This window comes from Microbacterium sp. MM2322, assembly GCF_964186585.1.
GTDB lineage: Bacteria > Actinomycetota > Actinomycetes > Actinomycetales > Microbacteriaceae > Microbacterium.
This window is the reverse complement of record NZ_OZ075067.1, coordinates 569,572-591,014: the sequence shown is the minus strand read 5'-3', so window position 1 is coordinate 591,014 and position 21,443 is coordinate 569,572. Positions and strand designations below refer to the sequence as shown.

19 protein-coding genes are annotated in these 21,443 nt (G+C 71.0%); 9 read left to right on the top strand and 10 right to left on the bottom strand.

Annotated features, from left to right (window positions below; all coding sequences use genetic code 11):
- Positions 1-23: 23 nt before the first annotated feature.
- A complete protein-coding gene (locus ABQ271_RS02840) occupies positions 24-725 on the bottom strand; it encodes a YdeI/OmpD-associated family protein (protein WP_349310030.1) in 702 nt (233 codons plus the stop codon).
- Positions 701-1,402 (bottom strand): NRDE family protein, encoded by a 702-nt coding sequence (locus tag ABQ271_RS02835; RefSeq protein WP_349310029.1) that lies wholly within the window; start codon positions 1,400-1,402, stop codon positions 701-703. Before ABQ271_RS02835 ends, ABQ271_RS02840 begins: the two co-directional genes overlap by 25 nt.
- Before the next feature lie 43 nt (positions 1,403-1,445).
- Between ABQ271_RS02835 and coaBC the strand changes: the two genes are divergently transcribed.
- The 3 genes from coaBC to ABQ271_RS02820 all read left to right on the top strand — a co-directional run bounded on the left by coaBC (position 1,446) and on the right by ABQ271_RS02820 (position 5,438).
- Positions 1,446-2,651 carry a bifunctional phosphopantothenoylcysteine decarboxylase/phosphopantothenate--cysteine ligase CoaBC gene (coaBC, locus tag ABQ271_RS02830; RefSeq protein WP_349310028.1) on the top strand — a complete coding sequence of 402 codons (1,206 nt, stop codon included), beginning with the start codon at positions 1,446-1,448 and terminating at the stop codon, positions 2,649-2,651.
- 97 nt (positions 2,652-2,748) lie between these two features.
- Entirely contained in the window at positions 2,749-4,521 is a 1,773-nt protein-coding gene (locus tag ABQ271_RS02825) for an AMP-dependent synthetase/ligase (protein WP_349310027.1), read from the top strand.
- Between the two features lie 20 nt (positions 4,522-4,541).
- Entirely contained in the window at positions 4,542-5,438 is an 897-nt protein-coding gene (locus tag ABQ271_RS02820; protein ID WP_060915082.1) for a DUF1295 domain-containing protein, read from the top strand.
- Positions 5,439-5,772: 334 nt separating this feature from the next.
- On the opposite strand, the gene ABQ271_RS02815 is transcribed toward ABQ271_RS02820, so the two are convergent.
- The 5 genes from ABQ271_RS02815 to ABQ271_RS02795 all read right to left on the bottom strand — a co-directional run bounded on the left by ABQ271_RS02815 (position 5,773) and on the right by ABQ271_RS02795 (position 12,035).
- A complete protein-coding gene (locus tag ABQ271_RS02815; RefSeq protein WP_349310026.1) occupies positions 5,773-7,857 on the bottom strand; it encodes an alpha/beta fold hydrolase in 2,085 nt (694 codons plus the stop codon).
- A gap of 44 nt (positions 7,858-7,901) precedes the next feature.
- On the bottom strand, positions 7,902-8,474 hold the full coding sequence (locus tag ABQ271_RS02810) for a cysteine hydrolase family protein (protein ID WP_349310025.1): 573 nt from the start codon (positions 8,472-8,474) through the stop codon (positions 7,902-7,904).
- Between the two features lie 210 nt (positions 8,475-8,684).
- Positions 8,685-9,569, bottom strand: coding sequence for an aldo/keto reductase (locus ABQ271_RS02805; RefSeq protein ID WP_349310024.1), 885 nt, complete (start codon positions 9,567-9,569; stop codon positions 8,685-8,687).
- Positions 9,570-9,645: 76 nt separating this feature from the next.
- A complete protein-coding gene (locus ABQ271_RS02800; RefSeq protein ID WP_349310023.1) occupies positions 9,646-11,355 on the bottom strand; it encodes a long-chain-fatty-acid--CoA ligase in 1,710 nt (569 codons plus the stop codon).
- Positions 11,356-11,420: 65 nt separating this feature from the next.
- Positions 11,421-12,035, bottom strand: a complete 615-nt coding sequence (locus tag ABQ271_RS02795) for a TetR/AcrR family transcriptional regulator (RefSeq protein ID WP_349310022.1) — start codon at positions 12,033-12,035, stop codon at positions 11,421-11,423.
- A 74-nt stretch (positions 12,036-12,109) separates the two neighbouring features.
- Here ABQ271_RS02795 and ABQ271_RS02790 point away from each other — a divergent pair, with 74 nt between their 5' ends.
- Together ABQ271_RS02790 and ABQ271_RS02785 are read left to right on the top strand one after the other, a co-directional pair.
- Positions 12,110-12,721, top strand: a complete 612-nt coding sequence (locus tag ABQ271_RS02790) for a GNAT family N-acetyltransferase (protein WP_349310021.1) — start codon at positions 12,110-12,112, stop codon at positions 12,719-12,721.
- Positions 12,722-12,731: 10 nt separating this feature from the next.
- Positions 12,732-13,250, top strand: a complete 519-nt coding sequence (locus ABQ271_RS02785; RefSeq protein WP_349310020.1) for a DUF2087 domain-containing protein — start codon at positions 12,732-12,734, stop codon at positions 13,248-13,250.
- Here the strand turns inward: ABQ271_RS02785 and ABQ271_RS02780 are convergent.
- Positions 13,241-14,287 carry an LD-carboxypeptidase gene (locus ABQ271_RS02780; RefSeq protein WP_349310019.1) on the bottom strand — a complete coding sequence of 349 codons (1,047 nt, stop codon included), beginning with the start codon at positions 14,285-14,287 and terminating at the stop codon, positions 13,241-13,243. The genes ABQ271_RS02785 and ABQ271_RS02780 overlap by 10 nt on opposite strands.
- Positions 14,288-14,398: 111 nt before the next feature.
- Here ABQ271_RS02780 and ABQ271_RS02775 point away from each other — a divergent pair, with 111 nt between their 5' ends.
- Positions 14,399-16,465, top strand: coding sequence for a PhoX family phosphatase (locus ABQ271_RS02775; RefSeq protein ID WP_349310018.1), 2,067 nt, complete (start codon positions 14,399-14,401; stop codon positions 16,463-16,465).
- A gap of 13 nt (positions 16,466-16,478) precedes the next feature.
- Here the strand turns inward: ABQ271_RS02775 and ABQ271_RS02770 are convergent, their stop codons facing one another.
- Entirely contained in the window at positions 16,479-17,360 is an 882-nt protein-coding gene (locus ABQ271_RS02770) for a helix-turn-helix transcriptional regulator (protein WP_349310017.1), read from the bottom strand.
- A 101-nt stretch (positions 17,361-17,461) separates the two neighbouring features.
- Here ABQ271_RS02770 and ABQ271_RS02765 point away from each other — a divergent pair, with 101 nt between their 5' ends.
- From ABQ271_RS02765 to ABQ271_RS02755, 3 genes are read left to right on the top strand one after another with little or no spacing between them, the layout of a single operon-like run.
- Positions 17,462-18,703, top strand: coding sequence for a multidrug effflux MFS transporter (locus ABQ271_RS02765; protein WP_018185501.1), 1,242 nt, complete (start codon positions 17,462-17,464; stop codon positions 18,701-18,703).
- The gene (locus ABQ271_RS02760; protein ID WP_349310016.1) at positions 18,700-19,227 is read left to right on the top strand and encodes a cyclophilin-like fold protein; all 528 of its coding nucleotides are present in this window, start codon (positions 18,700-18,702) and stop codon (positions 19,225-19,227) included. Before ABQ271_RS02765 ends, ABQ271_RS02760 begins: the two co-directional genes overlap by 4 nt.
- 24 nt (positions 19,228-19,251) lie before the next feature.
- Complete coding sequence (locus tag ABQ271_RS02755; protein ID WP_349310015.1) at positions 19,252-20,286, top strand: zinc-binding dehydrogenase; 1,035 nt, start codon at positions 19,252-19,254, stop codon at positions 20,284-20,286.
- Here the strand turns inward: ABQ271_RS02755 and sfnG are convergent, their stop codons facing one another.
- Positions 20,287-21,435, bottom strand: coding sequence for a dimethylsulfone monooxygenase SfnG (gene sfnG / locus ABQ271_RS02750; RefSeq protein WP_349310014.1), 1,149 nt, complete (start codon positions 21,433-21,435; stop codon positions 20,287-20,289).
- Positions 21,436-21,443 lie beyond the last annotated feature (8 nt).

Below are 21,443 nucleotides of genomic sequence, written 5' to 3'. Positions count from 1 at the left end.
ACGGACACTGTCACGCGCTCGCCTCAGCCACCCGCAGCTGAAGCGGCGGCCGCGGCGCGGGCAAGCCACGCCGGCGCATCACCGTACCGCTGGAACGGCACGAGCCGTCCCGCCGCGCAGTCCTCGACGAGCGTCGCGAGCCGGTCGATGCGGGTCTGCTCCCGCTTCGCACCCTGCACCCAGTGCGTGACCGCCCGCCGATACGACGGAGTCGCCTCTTGCCAGAAGGCCCACGCCGCCGGATTCGCCGCGAGGGATGCCGCCTGCTCCTCCGTCAGCTCGTTGCGCTGCTCGTGCGAGTACACGCCGGTGCGGTCGGGCGTGCGCTTCTCGAACGCGGCGAGCCCTGCCGGATGCATCCGACCCTCCGCCTGCAGCCGTTCGATGTGAGCGACGTTGACGGCGCTCCAGATCGACCGCGGCTTGCGTGGTGTCCACCGCTGCACGCGCGCACCATCGCCGATGCCGCGGGCGATGGAGTCGATCCATCCGAAACGCAGCGCTTCGGGCACGGCTGCCGCCCAGGTCAACCCCAGACGCGGGTCGCCCTTGCGGTAGAACAGCGTCCACACCTCGGTCGCCGTGGCGTGGTTCGCCTCGAGCCAGTCGCCGAACTCGGCCGCCGACGCGAAGAAGACCGGTTCGGGATCGGATGCCGCTGGCGCCATGCTCGCGAAGCTACACCCGGCATCCGACGCTGTCAGCGCAGCTGCAGGCTGTTCCACGCTCCGGGCTCGTCGAGCTCGCCGTAGACGACGTCGGCTCCGGCCGCCGAGACGGATGCCGCGCACACGAGCAGCGACAGCGTCGGGTAGCCGTGGGGTCGATTGTCGCGGATGATCGCGCGATCGTCGGTCGGCGGCAGCGCGGTCGTCCGCTCGAGCGCGGTGACCCACTCGGCGATCCAGTCCTCGCCGGACGGCGCCGCGAAAGCATCGTGCCACGCGGCGATGCGCGCGGTCTTCGGGTCGTCGACGTCGTCGTGCGCGACCATGTGCACGCCGGGAGCGAGGTCGACCGCGCGCACCGCCTCGCCGTCCCACATCTCGACGCGGGCGCGACCGGGGATCACGGTCAGCAGGTTGAAGCCGTGTGTCGGCGGCACCTCGGGCAGCCCCTGCCCCGCCGCGGCGTCGAGCACGATGTGACCGCGGGACCCCGTCGCGAGCGAGTCGTCGATGAGGTCCGCTCGATTCAGCACGACGGCGAGGCGCGAGCCAGCGAGGTCTGCCGCGAGCCACGCGCCGCCCGCACGCGTGTCGCGCACGCCCACGACACCGGGCAGCTCCGGCCACCACGCACCGAGCGGATCCCACGCCCGCGCCGGATCCTCGTCGCGGACGGCGAGCACACGAATCGCGGCGGTCGAGTCCTCGGGCACGTGGACGATCACGGTGCACATCGGTGGGGCCTCTCGTGTCCGCACCCCGTGGGAGGATCGGACCATGTTCGTCGTCGTGGGCGTCTCCGGCGGTATCGCCGCATACAAGACGGTGCAGGTTGTTCGTGCGCTGGTGACCAACGGGCACGAGGTGCACGTTGTTCCCACCGACGACGCCCTGAAGTTCGTCGGGACCGCCACCTGGGAGGCGATCAGCCGCCATCCTGTCACGACGAGCGTGCACGACGACGTCGCCGAAGTGCGCCACGTCGCCCTCGGCACGAAGGCCGACCTCGTCATCGTCGCGCCGGCCACCGCGAACACCCTCGCGAAGATGGCCGCCGGCATCTCCGACAATCTCCTCGGCGTGACCCTGCTCGCCACGACCGCCCCCGTCGTCGTCGCACCCGCGATGCACACCGCCATGTGGGACCACGCGGCGACGCAGGCCAACATCGCGACGCTCCGGGCACGCGGCATCCACATCGTCGGTCCTGCCGACGGACCGCTCACCGGCGGCGACAGCGGCCCGGGCCGCATGGTCGAGCCGGACGAGATCGTCGCCGCCGCCCTCGCCGCGGTCGACGCCCCGGCATCCGATCTCGCCGGGCTCCGCGTCGCCGTGTCGACCGGCGGCACGCGGGAACCGATCGATCCCGTCCGCTTCCTCGGCAACCGGTCCAGCGGAAAGCAGGGGGTCGCCGTCGCCCTCGCCGCGGCCGACCGCGGCGCGTACGTCCATCTCGTCGCCGCGCATGTCGACGACGGCGTGCTTCACGAGGCGCTGCACCACCCGCGGATCGCCGTCGAACGTGCACTGACGGCGGTCGAGATGGATGCCGCGATGCGCGCTGTCAGCGACGAATCCGACGTCGTCGTCATGGCCGCGGCCGTCGCCGACTTCTCGGTTCCCGAGGTCTCGGACGTCAAGATCCGCAAGGAGGACGGGACCTTCACCCTCGACCTCGTCGAGAACCCCGACATCCTCATCGGCCTCGTCGAGGAGCGGCGCCCCGGCCAGACGATCGTCGGATTCGCGGCCGAGACCGCGGCCGACGATGCGGAGTTGCGGGAGCGCGGCATCCGGAAGCGCTCACGGAAGGGCGTCGACCTCCTGGTCGTGAACCGCGTCGGGTGGCAGGAAGGCTTCGAGGCGAGCGAGAACGCCGTGCTCTTCGTCGATGCGACGGATGACGTCGCTGGGCAGGCCTCCGGGACCAAGCGCGCCGTCGCCGATGCCCTGTGGGACGCGGTGCTGCGGCTGCGCTGATCCCATCGCGCACCCGCGCGAAACATAGCGGAATCCGATTCGGGTTCGGCTCCGAATATTCTGTGTGCCGCAGATACACACCCCCCTTCTCGCGCCCGTGGACGGGCATCGGAACGTCACCGACCTGCTCGTCCGGCGCGCCGAGAAGGCCCCCGACCACGCCGCCTTCGACGTCGCCACCGGCGACGGATCGTGGCAGCAGATCTCGACCGCATCGTTCCTCCACGAGGTCCAGCGACTGGCGAAGGGCTTCATCGCCACCGGCATCCGTCCCGGCGACGCTCTTGCGATCATGGCCTCGACCCGCTTCGAGTGGGCCGTCACCGACCTCGCCGCCTGGTTCGCCGGCGCCGTCGTCGTCCCGGTCTACGAGACGTCCTCTCCGGTCCAGGTCGCCGGCATCGTCCGCGACGCCGGGGTCGTTCTCGGCGTCGGCGGGACCGAGGCCCAGACCAGCCGGTTGATCGACGCCTTCGCCGAGACCGGCACCGGGGGCCTCGGCGCCTACGCGATGGACCCGCGCGAGCGGGTGACCGGCGGCATCCCGACCCTCGACGAGCTGCGCTCACGCGCCGACGAGGTGACGGATGCCGACCTCGAGCGGCACCGCACCGCCGCCGACCTCGACGCGGCCGCGACCATCGTGTACACGTCAGGGACGACGGGCGAGCCCAAGGGCGCCGTGCTCACGCACCGGAACTTCCTCGGGCAGGTGCTGAACATCGCCGCGGCCTACGGCGAAGTCGTCCACGAGGGCGGCAACACGATCATCTTCCTGCCGCTCGCGCACGTCCTCGCGCGCGGACTGCAGCTCATCTGCCTCGCGAACGGCATGCGCATCGCGCACCTCAGCGACCCGAGCACCGTCGTCGAGACCCTGTCGGTCCTGCGACCCACGTTCCTCGTCGTCGTCCCGCGCGTCCTCGAGCGGATCCAGGCCGCCGCGGCGCAGAAGGCCGAGGCGGCTCACCTCACCCGCGTGTGGCGGGCCGCGGTCTCGACCGCCGTCGCCGGCGGGCGTGCGGCCGAGCAGAGCGCGGACGGGCGGGCACCGGCATCCGTTCGGCACCGCCTGTTCGAGGCGCTGTTCTACCGTCGCCTCCGCGCGGTCATGGGTGGCCGCGTCGACTACATCCTGTCGGGAGGGGCGCGGCTCGACCCCGAGGTGTCGCTGTTCTTCCGCGGGATCGGCGTGCCCGTGATCGAGGGGTACGGCCTCACCGAGACCACGGCTCCCCTGACCGGCAACCTGCCGGGCGACATCCGCGCCGGCACCGTCGGGCGCCCGCTGCCCGGATCGACCGTGCGGATCGGCGACGACGGCGAGATCCTCGCGAAGGGCATCGGCGTCTTCCGCGGCTACCGCGACAGCGCGCACGACGCGGACGCGTTCGTCGACGGCTTCTTCCGCACCGGCGACCTCGGCCGCTTCGATGCCGAGGGACGCCTCATGATCGTGGGCCGGGTGAAGGACGTCATCGTCACCTCGACCGGCAAGACCATCGTCCCCGCGCCGTGGGAGTTCGCCGTCGAGGCCGACCCGCTCGTCTCGCACGCGGTCATGGTCGGCGAGGGACGCTCGTTCCTGACCGCGCTCATCGTCGTCGACCCGGAAGAGGTCGCCGCCCGCCAGGGCCCCACCCCCGCGGACGGGCGGCTGCACGAGATCCCCGACGAGGACCTCCGCGCGCGGATCCAGCGGCGCATCGACGCGGCCAACGCGCTCGTCTCGCGCAGCGAACAGGTGCGGCGCTTCACCCTCATCGCCGCGGACCTCGCGGACACCACCATCATCACGCCGACGCTGAAGATCAAGCGCCGCATCCTCCTCGAGCGCGGTTCCGACGTCGTCGCCGCGCTTTACAGCTGACACCCTCCCGAAAGGCCCCCATGTCTTCGCAGAACCGTTCCGCCCTGATCACCGTGATCGTGGGCCTCGTCATCGGCGCGCTCGTCGCGCTCGCGGGCAGCCAGGGCGGCGCGACCGCCGGCGGCGTGCCCGTCTTCGCCCTCGCCGTCGCCGCGGCGTTCCTCGTGCAGGTCATCGTCTTCATCCCGTCGGCGATCGCCCGCACCGAGCGCTTCTTCGACGCGACCGGCAGCGCGACCTTCATCCTCGTCACCCTGGGTGTGTTGCTCCTCTCCCCCTCCCCCGACGCGCGTTCTGTCGCACTCGCGGTCATGGTGATCGCCTGGGCGGCTCGCCTCGGCTCGTTCCTGTTCGTCCGCATCCACCGCTCCGGCAGCGACGACCGCTTCGACGAGATCAAGGTCCACCCGCTGTCGTTCCTCCGCGTCTGGATCATGCAGGGACTCTGGGTGAGCATCACGGCCGCCGCCGCGTGGATCGCGATTGCCACCGCTCCCGCCGACCGCGCCGCGTTCGACGTGTTCGCCGGCATCGGCATCGCGCTGTGGCTCATCGGCATGGCGATCGAGGTTGTCGCCGACGTGCAGAAGACCGCGTTCAAGGCCGACCCCGCCAACCGGGGCCGGTTCATCCAGAGCGGCCTGTGGTCGCGGTCGCGCCACCCGAACTACTTCGGCGAAATCCTCGCGTGGGTCGGCGTCGCGATCGTGGCCGCGCCCGTCTTCGACGGCTGGCAGTGGATCGGGCTCCTCTCGCCCATCTTCGTCGTGCTGCTCCTGACCCGGGTGAGCGGTGTGCCGCTGCTCGAGAAGAAGGCCGACAAGCGCTGGGGCGGCGAGGCCGACTACGAGGCGTACAAGACAGCGACGCCCGTACTCGTCCCGCGCCTCACGCGTCCGAAGCTCGCCGTGCGCTGAGGCGCGGCTCAGATCGACGGATGCCGCGGCCCGGCATCCCACGCGACGAATCGGGTCCTCGGAACCAGCCCTGCGGCGGTTCCGGGGACCCGATGTGTCGTGCCACCGGCATCCCGGCGGCACATCGGGTCCCCGGAACGTCCCGTCTCGCCGCGCCCGGCTGCCCTCGGCTCGTGCGTTTCGTGCGCGTGCGGTCCCCTTCGGATGCCGGATGCACGACCGCTGGTGCCTGTGTCACCTCGTGGGGCTCGTGAGGCCGTCTGGCGGCACCCGGTCGTGCAAACGTTCCGGCACGTCGGCACCCGACCCCCCGAAGCCGATGCCGAAGGCGGCGTCAGCCGAGCCCGGCGACGTTCGGCGCGGGCGTGCCGTGCACGTGCTCGCCGAGGAACCCGAACACGGTCTCGTACCAGACGACGGCGTGCTGCGGCTTGAGGACCCAGTGGTTCTCGTCGGGGAAGTACAGGAACCGGTGCACCGTCGACCCGTCATCCTCGCCGAAGTGCTCGTTGAGCTCCGACCAGAGGCGCAGGCTCTCGCCGATCGGCACGCGGTAGTCGCGGTCGCCATGGATCACGAGCAGCGGCGTCGAGATGCTCTCGACGTAGCGGTGCGGCGAGTTCTCGACCATCGCCTTGGGCGTGAAGATCTCCTGCCAGTACGACGAGCTGTCGGTCGTCCCCGCGAACTGGTCGAGCGCCCACAGGCTCGCGTGCGTCACGATCGCGCGGAACCGGTCGGTGTGCCCCGCGACCCAGTTCGCCATGTACCCGCCGAACGAGCCGCCCATCGCGGCGGTCTTGGTCTCGTCGATATCGGCCCGCGCGACGACCTCGTCGGTGATCGACATGAGGTCGGTGTACGGCTTCGCGCCCCAGCTGTTCCAGCCGCGCGCGATGAACTCGAGTCCGTACCCGGTCGACAGCGCCGGGTCCGGCAGCAGCACCGCGTAACCGCGCGCGAGGGCGAGCTGCGGGTTCCAGCGCCAGCTCCACGCGTTCCAGCTGTTCAGCGGTCCGCCGTGGATCCAGAGGAGGAGTGGGGCGGGGGATGCCGCATCCGCCCCCTCGGGCAGGAGCAACCAGCCGCGCACCCGCGCACCGTCCTCGACCGTCGTCTCGACCTCGGTCATCGTCCCCGCGGGCGTCGGCAACGGCGCCGGCGTCGCGAGCACGGTGACGGTGCCGTCGACACCGATGCGAACCGGATGCGGCGGCACCATCCACGACGAGCGGAGCGCGACGAGGTCGCCGGTGGCGCGGTCGACCGATACGTTCATGTAGGAGTGATCGTCGGTCGTGATCTGCTCGGGAGCGCCGCCGTCGAGCGGGACGCGGAAGACGGGACCGCGGCCGTCCTGGTCGGCCGTCACGATGAGCGCAGTGTCGTCGTGGGCGAACGCGACGCCGGTCGGCCAGCGGTCCCAGCCCTCGGCGAGGCGGCGCGGCGACGAGCCGTCGATGCCGGCGACCCAGAGCTCCTGGTCGGCGGGACCGGTCGGGTCAGAGAACCGGGCACGCACGTACGCAAGCGAGCGGCCGTCGTGACTGATCGTCGGCCCCTCGAAGTACGTGGAACGCTCTTCGAACAGGGTCGTCCGCTCGCCCGACGCGACGTCGATCGACACGATCGCGAAGCGCTCGGCGCGACCCTCGGGGAAGCGCATCGCGGCGATGAGCGTGCGGCCGTCGGGGGTGAGCGCGGTGCCGGCGGTGTCGGCCGTGCGGCCGGGCGCGGGTGTGAGGTCGCGCGGGCGTGGAAGGGATGCCGGGTACGGGGTCGTGGCATCCGGTTCGTCTTCGGCCGTGTCGGAGGCGGCGAGCGACCCGATCGTGTCGGCGAGGTCGCCGAGGTCGAGCGCGAGGAGGTGCGGCTCGGCCGGACCGAGGTCGTGATCCCAGTACCGCACCGGGTAGGTCGTGTGGAGGATCGCCGAGACCTTGCGCTTCTTGCGCTCGGCACGGAGCTTCGCGTCGGCCTCGAACGAGTCCGCCGACGGGAGCAGGTCGGCCGACAGAACGGCGACGGATGCCGCATCCGCGACGGCCTCGATGCCCGACACTCCCCCGGCGAGGCGGGTGATCGCCCGGGCCTCGCCGCCCGCGGCGGGCAGCAGCCACAGCTGCGCCGCGTCGTCGTCGGCGTCGCCCTCGGCGTCGGGACGTCCGCTCACGAACAGCAGATCGCCGCCCGCCGTGAACGCGGCGCCCTGCTCGCCCTTGGCGGAGCGGGTGAGGCGCCGGGGCGTGCCGCCGCCGGTCGCCGGGATCTCCCACAGCGCACGGTCGTACCCGGTCTTGTCCTTGTTCAGCGTCGCGACCGTGAGGACGGCGCGGGTGCCGTCGGGTGACAGGGTGACGGCGTCGATGCGGGGCAGGGAGATGTAGTCCTCGAGCGAGGCGAAGGGGTTCTGCGGCATCCCTCCACGCTAACCGCGGACCCCGCCGAGGCGACAGGGTCGATTCAGCGGATCAGGTCGGCGGTTGAGACGACGGTCGCGAACTCGCCGTCGAGGTTCGTCGCGGTGATGGCCGCGAGGGTCGCTGCGGGAACGACGGTGCCGTCGGGCGCCGTCCGGTCGAAGGAGTGTGTCGCGTCGAGCGCGAAGTACACGTCGTAGCCGAGGTTGCCGCCGACGCGGGCAGTGGTCTCGCAGCAGTGGTTCGTCGAGATGCCGGAGATGACGATCTGCTCGACGTCGTTCTTCCGCAGCCACGCATCGAGGTCGGGCATCCCGTGGAACGAGGAGTTCACGCTCTTCGTGACGAGAACGTCCGGGATGCCGGTGACCGAGTCCTTGAGATCGTTGCCCGGCTGGCCGGGCCGGAGCGGCGAGACCGCGGAGGTCGAGTCGTGGCGGACGAACACGATCGGCCATCCACGCTCGCGCCAGCGCGCGATGAGCGCCGCGACGTTCGCCTCGCACTCGGGGTTGTCACGCTCACCCCAGTACGCGGTGTCGTCGAAGCCGCGCTGCACGTCGATGACGACGAGCGCAGCGCGGTCGAGGGTGAGCTGTCGCGGCGGGATCTGCACCTCTCGAGCCTGACACGGGGCGCCACCGCGCGGCGGTCAGGGTGCGGCGGGATCCTGCCACGCGGGGTTCCCCTGTCACGAACTGCAGCCGCGCGCGGCGTGTTGCGACAGGGGAAGGTGGGGTATACCCCGGCGCGCCGGTTCCCCTGTCACGAACTGCAGCCGCGCGCGGCGTGTTGCGACAGGGGAAGGTGGGGTCGACCCCGGCGCTCAGACCTCGATGCCCACCGCGGCCGAGCAGCGGGCGAGCTCGTCGGCCGAGAGCACGAGGTCGCGTGCCTTGACCGAGTCGGTGATGGATGCCGGGCGGCTCGCCCCGGGGATCGGGATGACCGTCTCTCCGAGCGACAGCTCCCACGCGAGGACGACCTGCTGCGGGCTGACCCCGTGGTCTGCGCCGATCTCGGCGAACGCCGCGAACCGCTCGCCGATCGAGCCCGCGCCGCCGATGCCGCCGAGCGGGCTCCACGGGAGGAACGCGATGCCGTGTTCGACGCAGTACTTCAGTTCGCCGTAGCTTCCGGGGTGGCGCGGCGAGAACTCGTTCTGCACGCTCGTGAGGTTCCCCTCGCCCAGGACCTCCTGAGCGATCTGGATCTCTTCGACGCTCGCGTTCGAGATACCGAGGGTCCGCACGAGCCCCTCGTCCTGCAGCGTCTTGAGGTTCTGCATGACTTCGCCGTAGACCATCCACCGGTCGGGACGGTGGTACTGGTACAGGTCGATCACCTCGACCTGCAGGTTCTTCAGCGACTTCTGCACGGCGCTCCGGAGGTACTCCAACGATCCGTCGCGCCCGAAGTCCTTCACCTCGGTACGCGTGATCCCGCCCTTCGTGGCGATGACGATCGACGACCGATCGCCCTCCCATCCGGCGAGCGCGTCTCCGACGATCCGCTCGTTGTGGCCCATCTCGTCCCAGCTGGGCGCGTAGATGTCGGCGGTGTCGATGAGCGTCACGCCCGCATCGAGGGCCGCCCGGACGGTCGCCACCGCGTCGTCGTGCGACGGGATGCCGTTGCCATTCATCGACACCGGCATGGCGCCGAGTCCGATGGCCGAGACGGTGAACGGTCCGAGAGTGCGCTGCGACATGAGTCTCCTTCGACGTGGTGGGGTGCGGCATCTACCCTGCCATCAGAGACCGCCGACGGCGACGACCCTTGACAGATCAGCGCGCGGTCAGCTGCTCCCGCACCTGGCGGCGAAGCACCTTGCCGATCTGCGATCGCGGCAGGTCGTCGAGCTGCACGACCTTGCGCGGCACCTTGTAGGGCGCGAGGTGCGACTTGGCGAAGTCCTTGAGAGCGGATGCCTCGAACGCCGCCCCCTCCTTCATCACCACGGCTGCGACCACGTCCTCGCCGCCCGTCGGGCGGGCGACGCCCACGACGGCGGCGGCTTCGACATCGGGATGCAGCGTCAGCACCTGCTCGACCTCGCTCGGGCTGACGTTGAACCCGCCCGTGATGATCAGCTCCTTGACGCGGTCCACGACCGTCACGAAGCCGTCGTCCGAGACCGTCACGATGTCGCCGGTGCGGAGCCAGCCGCCCTCGAGGAGCACCTCCGCGGTCTCTTCGGGTCGGCGCCAGTACCCCTGGAACACCTGCGGTCCGCGGATCAGCAGCTCGCCCGCCTCACCGGCGGGACGGTCGACGGTCGGGTCGTCGGGGTCGACCACGCGGATCCACGTGCTCGGGAACGGCACACCGACGGTGCCGGGGCGGCGCGTCGGGCCGATCGGGTTGCCGAGCGCCACGGGCGAGGTCTCCGTCATGCCGTAGCCCTCGACGAGCAGCCCGCCGGTCGCCTCCTCCCACCGCGTCACGGTCGGGACGGGCAGGCTCATCGCACCGGAGATCGCGAAGCGGATGGTCGAGAGGTCGACGTCCTTGCGCGTGCTCGCGCGGGACAGCGCGTCGTAGATCGGCGGGACGCCGGGAAGGAAGGTCGGCGGCGACTTCTTCAGCGCGCCGACGACGAGGTCGACGTCGAACTTGGGGAACAGCACGATGCGCGCGCCGATCGACACGGCGAACGTGAGGCAGAGGGTCAGCCCGTAGGCGTGGAACATCGGCAGGACGGCGTAGAAGGTCTCTTCGCCCTCGTGCAGTCCCGGCACCCACGCACGCCCCTGCTCGGCGTTCGAGCGGAGGTTCCGATGCGACAGCACGGCGGCCTTCGGCATCCCGGTCGTGCCGCTCGTCAGCTGCAGGAGCGCCGTGTCGTCGAGCTCGGGACGCGCCCACTTGCGGGGAAGGCGGCGCGTCTTCGTGAACTGCGACCACCGGATGACCCCGCGCGCGGTGGGCTTGGAGGTCATCGCCTCGCGCCGCTCGCGGAGGGCGGGCACCGGTGCGCGCAGCGCCGTGCGCATGACCCACGGGAGCGCGTCGGTCATGTCGACGGCGACGATCGCGGCGGGGGCGACGTCGCTCGGGAACTCGGCGACGATGTCGGCGACCTTGTCCCAGACGATCGCGACGACCGCCTCGTGCACCTCGAACTGGTGTCGCAGCTCGCGCGCGGTGTAGGTGGGGTTGTGTTCGACGACGATCGCGCCGATGCGGAGCGCCGCGTAGAAGGCGACGATGTGCTGCGGGCAGTTGGGCAGCACGAGAGCGACGCGGTCCCCCTTCCGCACGCCGAGCTTGCGGAGCGCGTTCGCTGCGCGCGACACCTGCTCGCCGAGTTCGGCGTAGGTCGTCTCGGAGCGGAAGAACTCCGTCGCGACCTTCGACCCATACCGTTCAACCGCGTGATCGAGCAGATCCACGAGCGTCTCGTCGACCGGATCGATGTCGGTCGGGACGCCGGGCGCGTAGGCAGCCAGCCAGGGGCGATCCTGCAGATCGGATGCCGGGGGTGTCGGGCTCATCGTCTTGTCCTCCTCGGTGTCCCGCCAGCGTAGGGCGGCGTGTTCATGCGTCTGCTGTGCGTTCGCTACGGGCGCTCGAGACCGGCGAGGCCGGACGTCAGCACGTCGATGACGTCATCGACGTGCGCGTCGTCGTCGGTCGCGAGCCACCACGCCGCGAGCCCTTCTGCGGCGGCGTGAACGACGGCGACGAGCGTCGCAGTGGGCACCGTCGGGCGGGCCCCGCGCGCCGTCGCCCACGCGTCGACGAGCCGCTCAATCTCAGCGCGAATCGCCTCGGCCTCGGCCCGGGCGGCGCCGGCGAGTGCGGCCGACGCTCGGGCCATGGCCGTGAGCTCGGCCAGCCGTTCGTGCCGCACGCGGTCGCGGCGAAGTTCGGCCATGAAGGTGCGAAGGGCGGCGGCGACGGCTTCGGCGAGCGGCAGGGGGGCGAGCGGCTCGGCCCACAGGCGGTGCGTCAGCAGCTCCGACTCGCGCTGCAGCAGAGCGCTCACGAGCTCGGCCTTCGAGCCGAACGCGTAGCTCACGACGCGGTGAGCGACGCCGGCGCGCTGCGCGACGGTCCGCAGCGACAGCGCTGACACCCCGTCGTCGACCATCACGTCGACAGCGGCGTCGAGCAGTTGACGGCGTCGGTCGTCGACGTCGAGGTAGGTCCGGCGAGGGGACGGGTCGTTCACAGTGATCTCCGAGCGTGCGGCGCGATGGTGCCTCCATACTAGTTTTATCCACCTGGACCAATTGAGGAGACATCATGATCACCGTGACCCCCGCCCGCGCCACCGACCTCGCCCCGGCATCCGTGATCCTCGCCGAAGCGTTCGCGCACGACCCCGTCATGTCGGCGATCGTCCCTGGGTCGCACCGGCGTCACGAACGGCTCACCGAGCTGTTCCACGGCCTCCTCGCGAGCGGCCCGTACGCCACCGGGACGGTGGACCTCGCCCGCGATGCCGACGGCACGCTCCTCGGTGTCGCCGCGTGGGAAGGTCCTCACGCCGAGCGCGGCGCCTTCGGTCGGCAGACCGGGGAGCTCCCCCGCTTCGCGCGGGCGCTCGGCTGGCTCGGGATGCCGCGGGCCCTCGCCCTGCTGTCGCGCCTCGCCCGCCACCGCCCCCGCGCGCCGCACTGGTACCTCGCCGAGATCGGGGTGAGCGCCGCCGCACGCGGCAAGGGCGTCGGCAAAGCGCTCCTCGCCGCACAGCTCGACACCCTCGACACCACCCGCCAGACCGCGTACCTCGAGTCCTCCACGCCCGACAACCGTCGCCTCTACCGTCGCTTCGGGTTCGAGGAGCTCAGCCCGATCGACGGCGTCCCGGGGGCGACGCCGGTCGCGATGCTGCGCCTGCCGGCCGCGCGGTAGCGTGCTGAGCATGGCGACGGACCGCAGCGGTGACACCTGGCGATCTCTCGTCGCCGCGCTCGCGAACGACCGCGTACGCGAGGCGTTCGCTCGGCTGACGCTCGGCGCGAGTGCGGACGACGCCCTCGACGGACTGTCGCCCTCGCGGCGACGCCACGTCGTCGAGACGCTGCACCGCGCAGGGCTCGTCACGGCGGATCTCCGCGCCGACGGCACGGCGTTCGCGCGGGTGCTCGCCGCGGTTCCGCCCGCTCCGCGCCCCACCGGTGCGGACCGATTCCTGTCGAGCGAGGGCCGACTCGTCCGCTACCCGTCGCATCCGGACGAGAGGCGCGACCTGCTCGAGACCCTCGCGCAGCGGGTGCTCGCTCCGGGCGAGGTCATCGACGAGCCGGAGCTGAACGACCGGTTGGCCGCTCTCACCGACGACATCCCGGCGCTCCGCCGTCACCTCGTCGACCACGAGATCGTCGAGCGCACGCGCTCCGGCAGCGCGTACTCCCTCGTCGCCGCGCCGCCTCAGTCGTAGGAGGCGAAGACGCGGCGCCCCGCGCCATCGAGCCGCATGAGACCGCCGTAGGGCACGATCCACTGAGGTCGCGTGTGACCGAACGGTATGCCGATGCAGACGACGGCCTCCGGATTGTAGCGAGCGACCAGCGCGGTCACCACGTCGCGCTGCGCGTCGCGGCGCGCGCGGCGGGTCTCGGCATCCGGTTCGTCACCGAACGTGCTCACCGGCGGCCGCGCAACCAGCACGCCGGCGACAGCGCCGAGCACGCCACGCTCGCCGAGTGCGCGCAGCCAGCGTGCGACGAGGCGGGGCGAGGGCAACTCCTCGCTCGTTTCCAGCAGGAGGATGCCGCCCTGCAGGGCATCGAGCTCCGGCATCCGTCCCGCGAGGCCGATTTCGTCGAGCACGTCGAGGCACCCGCCCCACGTGCGTCCCTCGACGACCCGCTCCGGGCCCGACCACGTCCACGGCTCGGTCTTCTGCCGGTCGCCGTAGGAGGTGAGGGCGCGAGGATCGAGCCAGTCGATCCCGATGTCCTCCGACTCGCCGGGCTCGGTCAACTCGAGCTCCCCGCCGTCGAGGAGCGCAGCGCGGAGCGACTGCAGGTGGATGCCGTCGATCCCCGGCCCGGCGCCGAGGTGCACCTGGGTCGACCCGCCGTAGAACCCTGGCACGCCCGCCTGCCACAGCGCGTTCAGGAGGTGCGTGTTGTCGCTGTACCCGAGGTACGGCTTCGGGTCGGCGATCGCCGCGGCGAGGTCGACGTGCGGCACGACGGTGATCTGGTCGTCGCCGCCGATGCTCGCGAGAATCGCACGGACACCGGATGCCGCGAACGCCGCCTGGACATCCGCTGCGCGGGCGCGCGGGTCGGCGCCCAGCATCCGCGTCGTGGGGTACTCGACCGGCTCGAGGCCGAGGTCGTCGCGGATGCGGCGGAGCGCCTGCTCGTGCACGGCGGGCGCGAACCCGGGAGCGGCGAACGACGGCGAGAGCACCGCGACCCGGTCGCCCGCGCGGAGCTTCGGGGCGGTCCGGAACGAGGGGCGCATGAGCCCATCGTGGCATCCGCGGGGGGACCGTCACCCGCTGTTCACCGGCGATTCACTCCGTTGCAGGAACGCCGACGGATCCTGGAACGGACCTGCACGAAAGGATCCCCCGTGACGATTCTGGAACCCCCCACCGCCCGCAAGACCCTCCCGCTCGCCGCGCACGCCGTCGGCAAGCGCTCGGCCGTGACCTGCCAGTTCAAGTGCGCGAATGCGTGCCTCGGCCCCGAGTGCAACGGATCGGACAACCCGACGTTCCGCAGCATCGCCGAGCTCGCCCTCTCGCGTCGCACCCTGATCGGCGCCGCTGCCGCCGGAGCGGTCGTCGTCGCGACCGACGCGTTCGGCATCATGAACCCGGCGCCGGCGTCCGCGCTGACCGGCGGACCGGTCGAGTCCACGTGGGGGTGGGGCGGTGCGCACAGCCTGCCGTTCCAGCCGATCGCTCCCGTCCCGGCATCCGTCGACGCGCTCACGGTGCCGAAGGGCTACACGTGGTCGCCGATCATCCGGTGGGGCGACCCGCTCTTCTCCGACGCGCCGGCGTTCTCGCTCGAGGCGCAGAGCGCGGCCGCGCAGGCGCGGCAGTTCGGCTACAACAGCGACTACCTCGACATCCTCGCCGACCGCGGCGGACGCACCGGCGTGCTCGTCAACAACCACGAGTACGTGAACCCGAACATCATGTTCGCCCCGACGACGGATGCCGCCGAGCTCCGCCGTCGCGGCGAGGTCTACAAGGCCGCCCAGGGCATGTCCGTGGTCGAAATCACGCGCCGTCGCCGCGGCAAGCCGTGGCGCTACGTCGTCGACGGGCGCCGCAACCGTCGCATCACGGTCGACACCGTGTTCGAGCTGACCGGCCCCGCCGCGGGCTCGGACCTCGTGAAGACGGCGGCCGACCCCGAGGGCCGGTGGGTGAAGGGCACGCTCGGCAACTGCTCCGGCGGCACGACACCGTGGGGCACGATCCTCTCGGGCGAGGAGAACTTCAACGGCTACTTCGCGTGGGCCGCCGACACCGCAGGGCAGAAGCGCTACCAGGCGACCGCCTCGCGGACGACGTCGACCGGCTGGGAGGCCTACGACCCGCGGTTCAACTCGTTCGACCCCGGCTACGTCAACGAGCCCAACCGGTTCGGTTACATCGTGGAGATCGATCCGGACGACCCCACCTCGACACCGAAGAAGCACACCGCGATGGGGCGCTTCAAGCATGAGGGCGCGAACGTCATCGTCGCGGACGACCGCCGCGTCGTCGCCTACATGGGCGACGACGAGCGCAACGACTACCTCTACAAGTTCGTGTCGAAGCACCGCATCAGCTCGTCGCGCAAGAAGAACATGACGCTCCTCTCGGAAGGCGACCTGTACGTCGCGCGCTTCCGGGGCGACTCCCCCGCGAGCCAGATCGACGGCTCGGGCACGCTCCCCGCCGACGGCGCGTTCGACGGCAGCGGCGAGTGGATCGCGCTCACGCGTCACGGCAAGAGCGTCGTACCCGGCATGACGACCGATGAGGTCCTCGTCTACACGCGCCTCGCGGCCGACAAGATGGGCGCGACGAAGATGGACCGCCCCGAGGACGTGCAGCCGAGCCTTCGGACCGGCAAGATCTACGTCGCCCTGACGAACAACTCCGACCGGGGCAAGACCTCGATGGTGGATGAGGCGAACCCCCGCACGGGCAACCGATTCGGCCACGTGCTCGAGATCACCGAGCGCCGCGGCCAGACGGGCACCTCGTTCGGGTGGAGCATTCTGCTGCAGTGCGGCAACCCGTCCGACCCGAGCACCTACTTCGCCGGGTACCCGAAGGACAAGGTGTCGCCGATCTCCTGCCCCGACAACCTCGCGTTCGACGAGGACGGCAACCTCTGGATCTCGACCGACGGCGCCCCCAGCACGATCGGCTTCAACGACGGCCTGTTCCGCGTCCCCCTCACCGGGCGGGAGCGCGGGCACGTGCAGCAGTTCCTCGCCGTCCCGCGCGAGGCCGAGACGTGCGGCCCCGTGATCCACGCGCGGGAACAGCTGGTGTTCGTCGCGGTGCAGCATCCCGGCGAGAACGGCACCGTCGCAGCTCCCACCTCGCTGTTCCCCGACTACGGCTCGACGCGACGGGGCGACATCCCCAACGCGCCTCGACCGGCGGTCGTGCAGGTGTACCGGAGCTGATCTGATGCCCGCGTCAGCCCGCCGGCGGGCTGACGCGGGAGCGATCGTCCACCGCCAACGACCCGAGCAGCCCCAACCGCTCCGCCGAGGGTGAGCCGGGCTCGGCGCTGTAGATCAACAGGACACGACCGGGCTCGGCGGTGACGGCGAGCTCCTCGTACACGAGGGTGAGTTCGCCGACCGCGGGATGCCGGAAGCGCTTCTTTCCGGAACCGTGGGCACGGACGTTGTGGGCGGCCCACAGCTTCCGGAACTCGTCGCTGCGGGTTGACAGCTCGCCGACGAGATCCTGGATGCCCTTGTCGTGCGGGTCGCGGCCGGCCTCGGCGCGGATGACGGCGACGCACATGTCCGCGAACAGATCCCAGTCCGGATAGAAGTCCCGCGCGACGGGATCGAGGAACTGGAAGCGTGCGAAGTTCGGGACGCGTCCGCCGTCACCGATGAGAGGCGAGTAGAAGGCTCGGCCGAGATCGTTGAACGCGATCAGGTCCTGACGCTGGTCGCGCACGACGGCCACCGCATCCGTGACCGACGACAGCGCCCACTCGAGGCTCGGACGGATCGGCCCCGACTTCGAGGCGCGGCGACGATGGCGCCCCGAGGCGGGAATCCCATCGGCGTTGCGTGCGAGGTCGAGAAGGTGCGCGTGCTCGGCGTCGGAGAGGTGCAAGGCGCGGGACAGGGACTCCAGCACCGCACCGGACGCGCCCGCGATCGCTCCTCGTTCGAGCTTGGCGTAGTACTCCACGCTCACGCCGGCGAGGGCCGCGACCTCGCTGCGCCGGAGCCCCTCGACCCTTCGGCCCGGTCCCGCGGGGATCCCCGCCGCATCCGGCGTCACGCGTGCCCGACGCGTCATGAGGAACTCACGGACCTCAGCTCGATTGTCCATGCCCACAGGCTAGATCGGCCGAGCCGGATCAGGGATGCCCTCTCGGTACACCTTCCGGCAGGGACTCCCGCCCGCGCCCGAGCGCGACGACGCTGAAGGACATGACCGCATCCGCTCTCACGCAACGCACCGGCTCCCGGAGGGCGCTGCCGACCCTGCTCCTGCTGCTGACCGTGTTCGGCCCGATCTCGATGGACCTCTACCTCCCGGCCCTCCCCGCGCTGACGGCGGAGCTCGACGCCGTCACCTCCGTGGCTCAGCTCACCGTCACCGCCTGCCTGATCGGGCTCGCCGCCGGCCAGCTGATCGCGGGCCCCCTGTCGGACCGGTTCGGACGCCGCGGCATCCTGCTCGTCGGCATCGCCGCGTACATCCTGATGTCGGCGGTGTGCGCGCTGAGCCCAACGGTCGAACTGCTGATCGCGGCCCGGTTCGTGCAGGGGCTGGCCGGCGGGGTCGGCATCGTCATCTCACAGGCCGCGGGCCGCGATGTGTACACGGGCGGCGCGTTGATCCGGTTCTACGGGCGCCTGACGGTCGTCGGCGGCCTCGCCGCGATCATCGGGCCCCTCCTCGGCGGACTCCTCGACGCGGTCACGGACTGGCGCGGCCTGTTCGTCTTCCTCGCCGCGATCGGGGCGGCCATCCTGGTCGTCACGCTGCGGATGTTCCCCGAGACGCTGGCACCCGAGGAGCGGACCGCCGGCGGCTTCGCGCACACCGTCGCCGACTTCCGGACGCTCCTGCGGGACCGGGCATTCGTCGGGGCCGTCCTGAACCAGGGGTTCCTCTACGCCGCCCTGTTCGCCTACCTCGCCGGATCGACCTTCGTCCTGCAGGACGTCTACGGGCTGTCCCCGCTCGGATACGCGCTCGCTTTCGGGCTGAACTCGGCGGGCTTCATGACCCTGGGACACCTCGCCGGGCGCTCCGCCGAGCGGTGGAGCATTCCCGGCACCCTGACCGCCGGCGTCCTGACGTCAGGTGTCGGCGCGATCGGACTCCTCGTCGCCGGCCTCACCGCCCTTCCCCTGTGGGTCGTCATCGTGTCGCTGTTCCTCCTGGCGGGCGGGGTCGCGATCTCGTCTCCCCCGGCGACGACCCTCGCCCTCGCCGACTATCCGCGGATGGCGGGCACGGCCTCATCCCTCCTCGGGATGGTGAGGTTCGGGTTCGGGGGGATCGCGGCTCCGCTGGTCGGGGTCGCCGGTGCCCTCAGCATCCTGCCGCTCGGCATCGTCACAACGGTCTCCGTCCTCCTCGCGGGCGCCTCCTTCCTGTTCCTCGCCCGCGGACGCACCGCATCGGCGGTCCGCTCCCCGCAGGTCGGGAGTGCCTCGTGATCGGCGACCCCCGCGGACGGATGCCGCGCCGCAGGGCAGCTGTCGGCTTCGGGCTGCTCGGCGTGGCCCTGCTGGGCGGCTGCGCCGCCGAACCCACTCCGCAGCCCGCGGCGACCCGCCCGGACGCGCCCTCGGCCTCGGCATCCGTTCCGGCGGAGATCGTGGGGACGCGCATCCGGTTCTCGTCCGACCGCACCACGATCGACGTCACGATCGGCGAGGACAGCCCGGCGGTGCGCGATCTCCTGTCGCTCCTCCCGGCCGAGCTGTCGTTCGAGGACCTGAACAGCCGGGAGAAGATCGCCTCCCTGCCCCGCGAACTCGCCTGGCAGGGATCACCGGGCTCCGACCCGGAGGACGGCGACCTCATCTACTACTCGCCCTGGGGGAACCTCGGGTTCTATTACGACGCCTCCGGGATCGAGTACTCCGACGACACGCTCCACATCGGCACCTACGACGCCACCGAAGAACAACTGGCGCTCCTCGTGGGCGGACCCGTCACCGTCGAGATCATCGACTGACCACTGAGACAAGGAACAGAAGTCATGCGCGCAACCCTCATGTACTCCGCGGGCGACGTCCGCGTCATCGACGTACCCGAGCCCACCCTTGAAGCGCCCACGGACGCGATCATCCGCGTCACCTACGCGTGCGTCTGCGGCTCCGACCTGCACCCGTATCACGACATCGAGGACACCCCCGAGGGACGCCGCATGGGGCACGAGGCCGTCGGCGTGGTGGAGCGGATCGGCGAGGACGTGACGACCCTCCGGGTCGGCGACACCGTCATCGTCCCCTTCGCCTGGTCCGACGGCACCTGCACGTTCTGCCGCGACGGGATCACGACCTCCTGCATCCATGGGGGCTTCTTCGACGGCGCCGCATCCGCCACCCAAGCCGAGAAGCTGCGGGTGCCGTACGCAGACGGCACCGCCGTCGCCATTCCGGCCGGCACCGACGAGGCGCTCATGCCGTCGCTGCTGACCCTGTCCGACGTCTACCTCACCGGCTACCACGCGGCTATCCGCGGCGGTGTCGAGGCGGGCAAGACCGTCGCGGTGATCGGCGACGGAGCGGTGGGCCTCTCCGCCGTGCTGGCTGCGCGCCAGCTCGGCGCCGAGACCATCATCCTGATGGGCCGGCACACCGCCCGCACCGACCTCGGCCGCGAGTTCGGGGCGACACACGTCGTCGCCGAGCGCGGCGAGGACGGCGTCGCGAAGGTGCTCGAGATCACCGGCGGCGAGGGCGCCCATGTCGTCCTCGAGGCGGTCGGCCACATGCCGGCTTACGAGCAGGCTTACGGCATCGTCCGCCCCGGCGGCGTCATCTCGCGCGTCGGCGTCCCCCAGTACGAGGATGCCGCGGTCGGGTTCACCTCGCTGTTCGGCAAGAACGCGACCCTCACCGGCGGGCCGGCCACCGTCCGCGCCTACCTCGAGGGCGCCATCCCCCAGGTGCTCGACGGCACCATCGAGCCGGGCAAGGTCTTCGACCGCGAGCTCCCCCTCGACGACATCGCCGAGGGCTACCGCCTGATGGATTCGAGGGAGGCGCTGAAGGTCCTCATCCGCCCCTGATCAGCGGGCGACGCCGATCGGGTCGCCGGTGCGGGCGAGGTCGGCCTCCAGCTCGCGAACGATCGGGATGACCTTCTCGCCGAACGCCTCGAGCTCCTCCTGGAAGTGCAGGAAGCCGAGCAGGAACAGGTCCACCCCGCGCTTCTTGTAGGCGATGATGCGCTCGGCGACCTGCTCGGGCGGACCGAACAGCTGGGTGCGGAAGCCGTCGTTGTACTGCACGAGGTCCTCGAACGAGGAGTCGGCCCACATCCCCTTGCGGTCCGCGGTGGATGCCCCGGCCTGCTGCACCGACTTGCGGAAGCCTTCGACGGACGCCGGATCGGCCTGCGCGATGATCTCGCGCAGCTGCTCGCGCGCTTCCGCCTCGGTGTCGCGGACGATCGCGAACCCGTTCAGACCGAACCGCACGGTTCGGCCGTGCTCAGCGGCGACCCGGGTGACGTCGTCGTACTGCTCGGTGAATCCGTCGAAGTCCTTGCCGTTGGAGAAGTACCAGTCGGAGTGGGCGCCGCCGTTGAACCGTGCCGCCGTCGAGTTGCCGCCCTGGAAGATCTCGGGATGCGGGCGGCCGGGCACCGGGTACGGCCCGGGGCGCAGCGTGAAGTCGTTCACCCGATAGAAGTCGCCGTGGAACTGCACGTTCTCCTCGGTCCAGAGCTTTCGCAGCACCTCGATGAACTCGGCGGAGCGGCGGTAGCGCTCGTCGTGCTCGAGCCACGGGAGGCCGAGCTTCGTGTACTCGTCCTTGAACCAGCCCGAGACGACGTTGACGGCCGCGCGGCCCTTCGAGAACTGGTCGGCCGTGAGGATGAACTTGGCCAGCACGGCCGGCTCCCACAGGCCCGGGTGGACGGCGGCGATGACCTTCAGCTTCTCGGTCGCGAGGAGCAGGGCGAGGCTGATCGAGGTGGACTCGTGCTGCTGCGCGGCGCCATAGCTCGACAGGTAGCGCACCTGGCTCAGGGCGTACTCGAAGCCGACGCGCTCGGCCGTCTGGGCGAGCTTCACGTTGTAGTCGTAGTCCCAGGACGTCCGCTGCTCGATGTTCGAGACGACCAGCCCGCCGCTGACGTTGGGCACCCAGTAGGCGAACTTGAGCGGCTCGTGCGTCGACGCCGGGTCGTGCGGGGATGTCTGCTCGGTCATGGGATCTC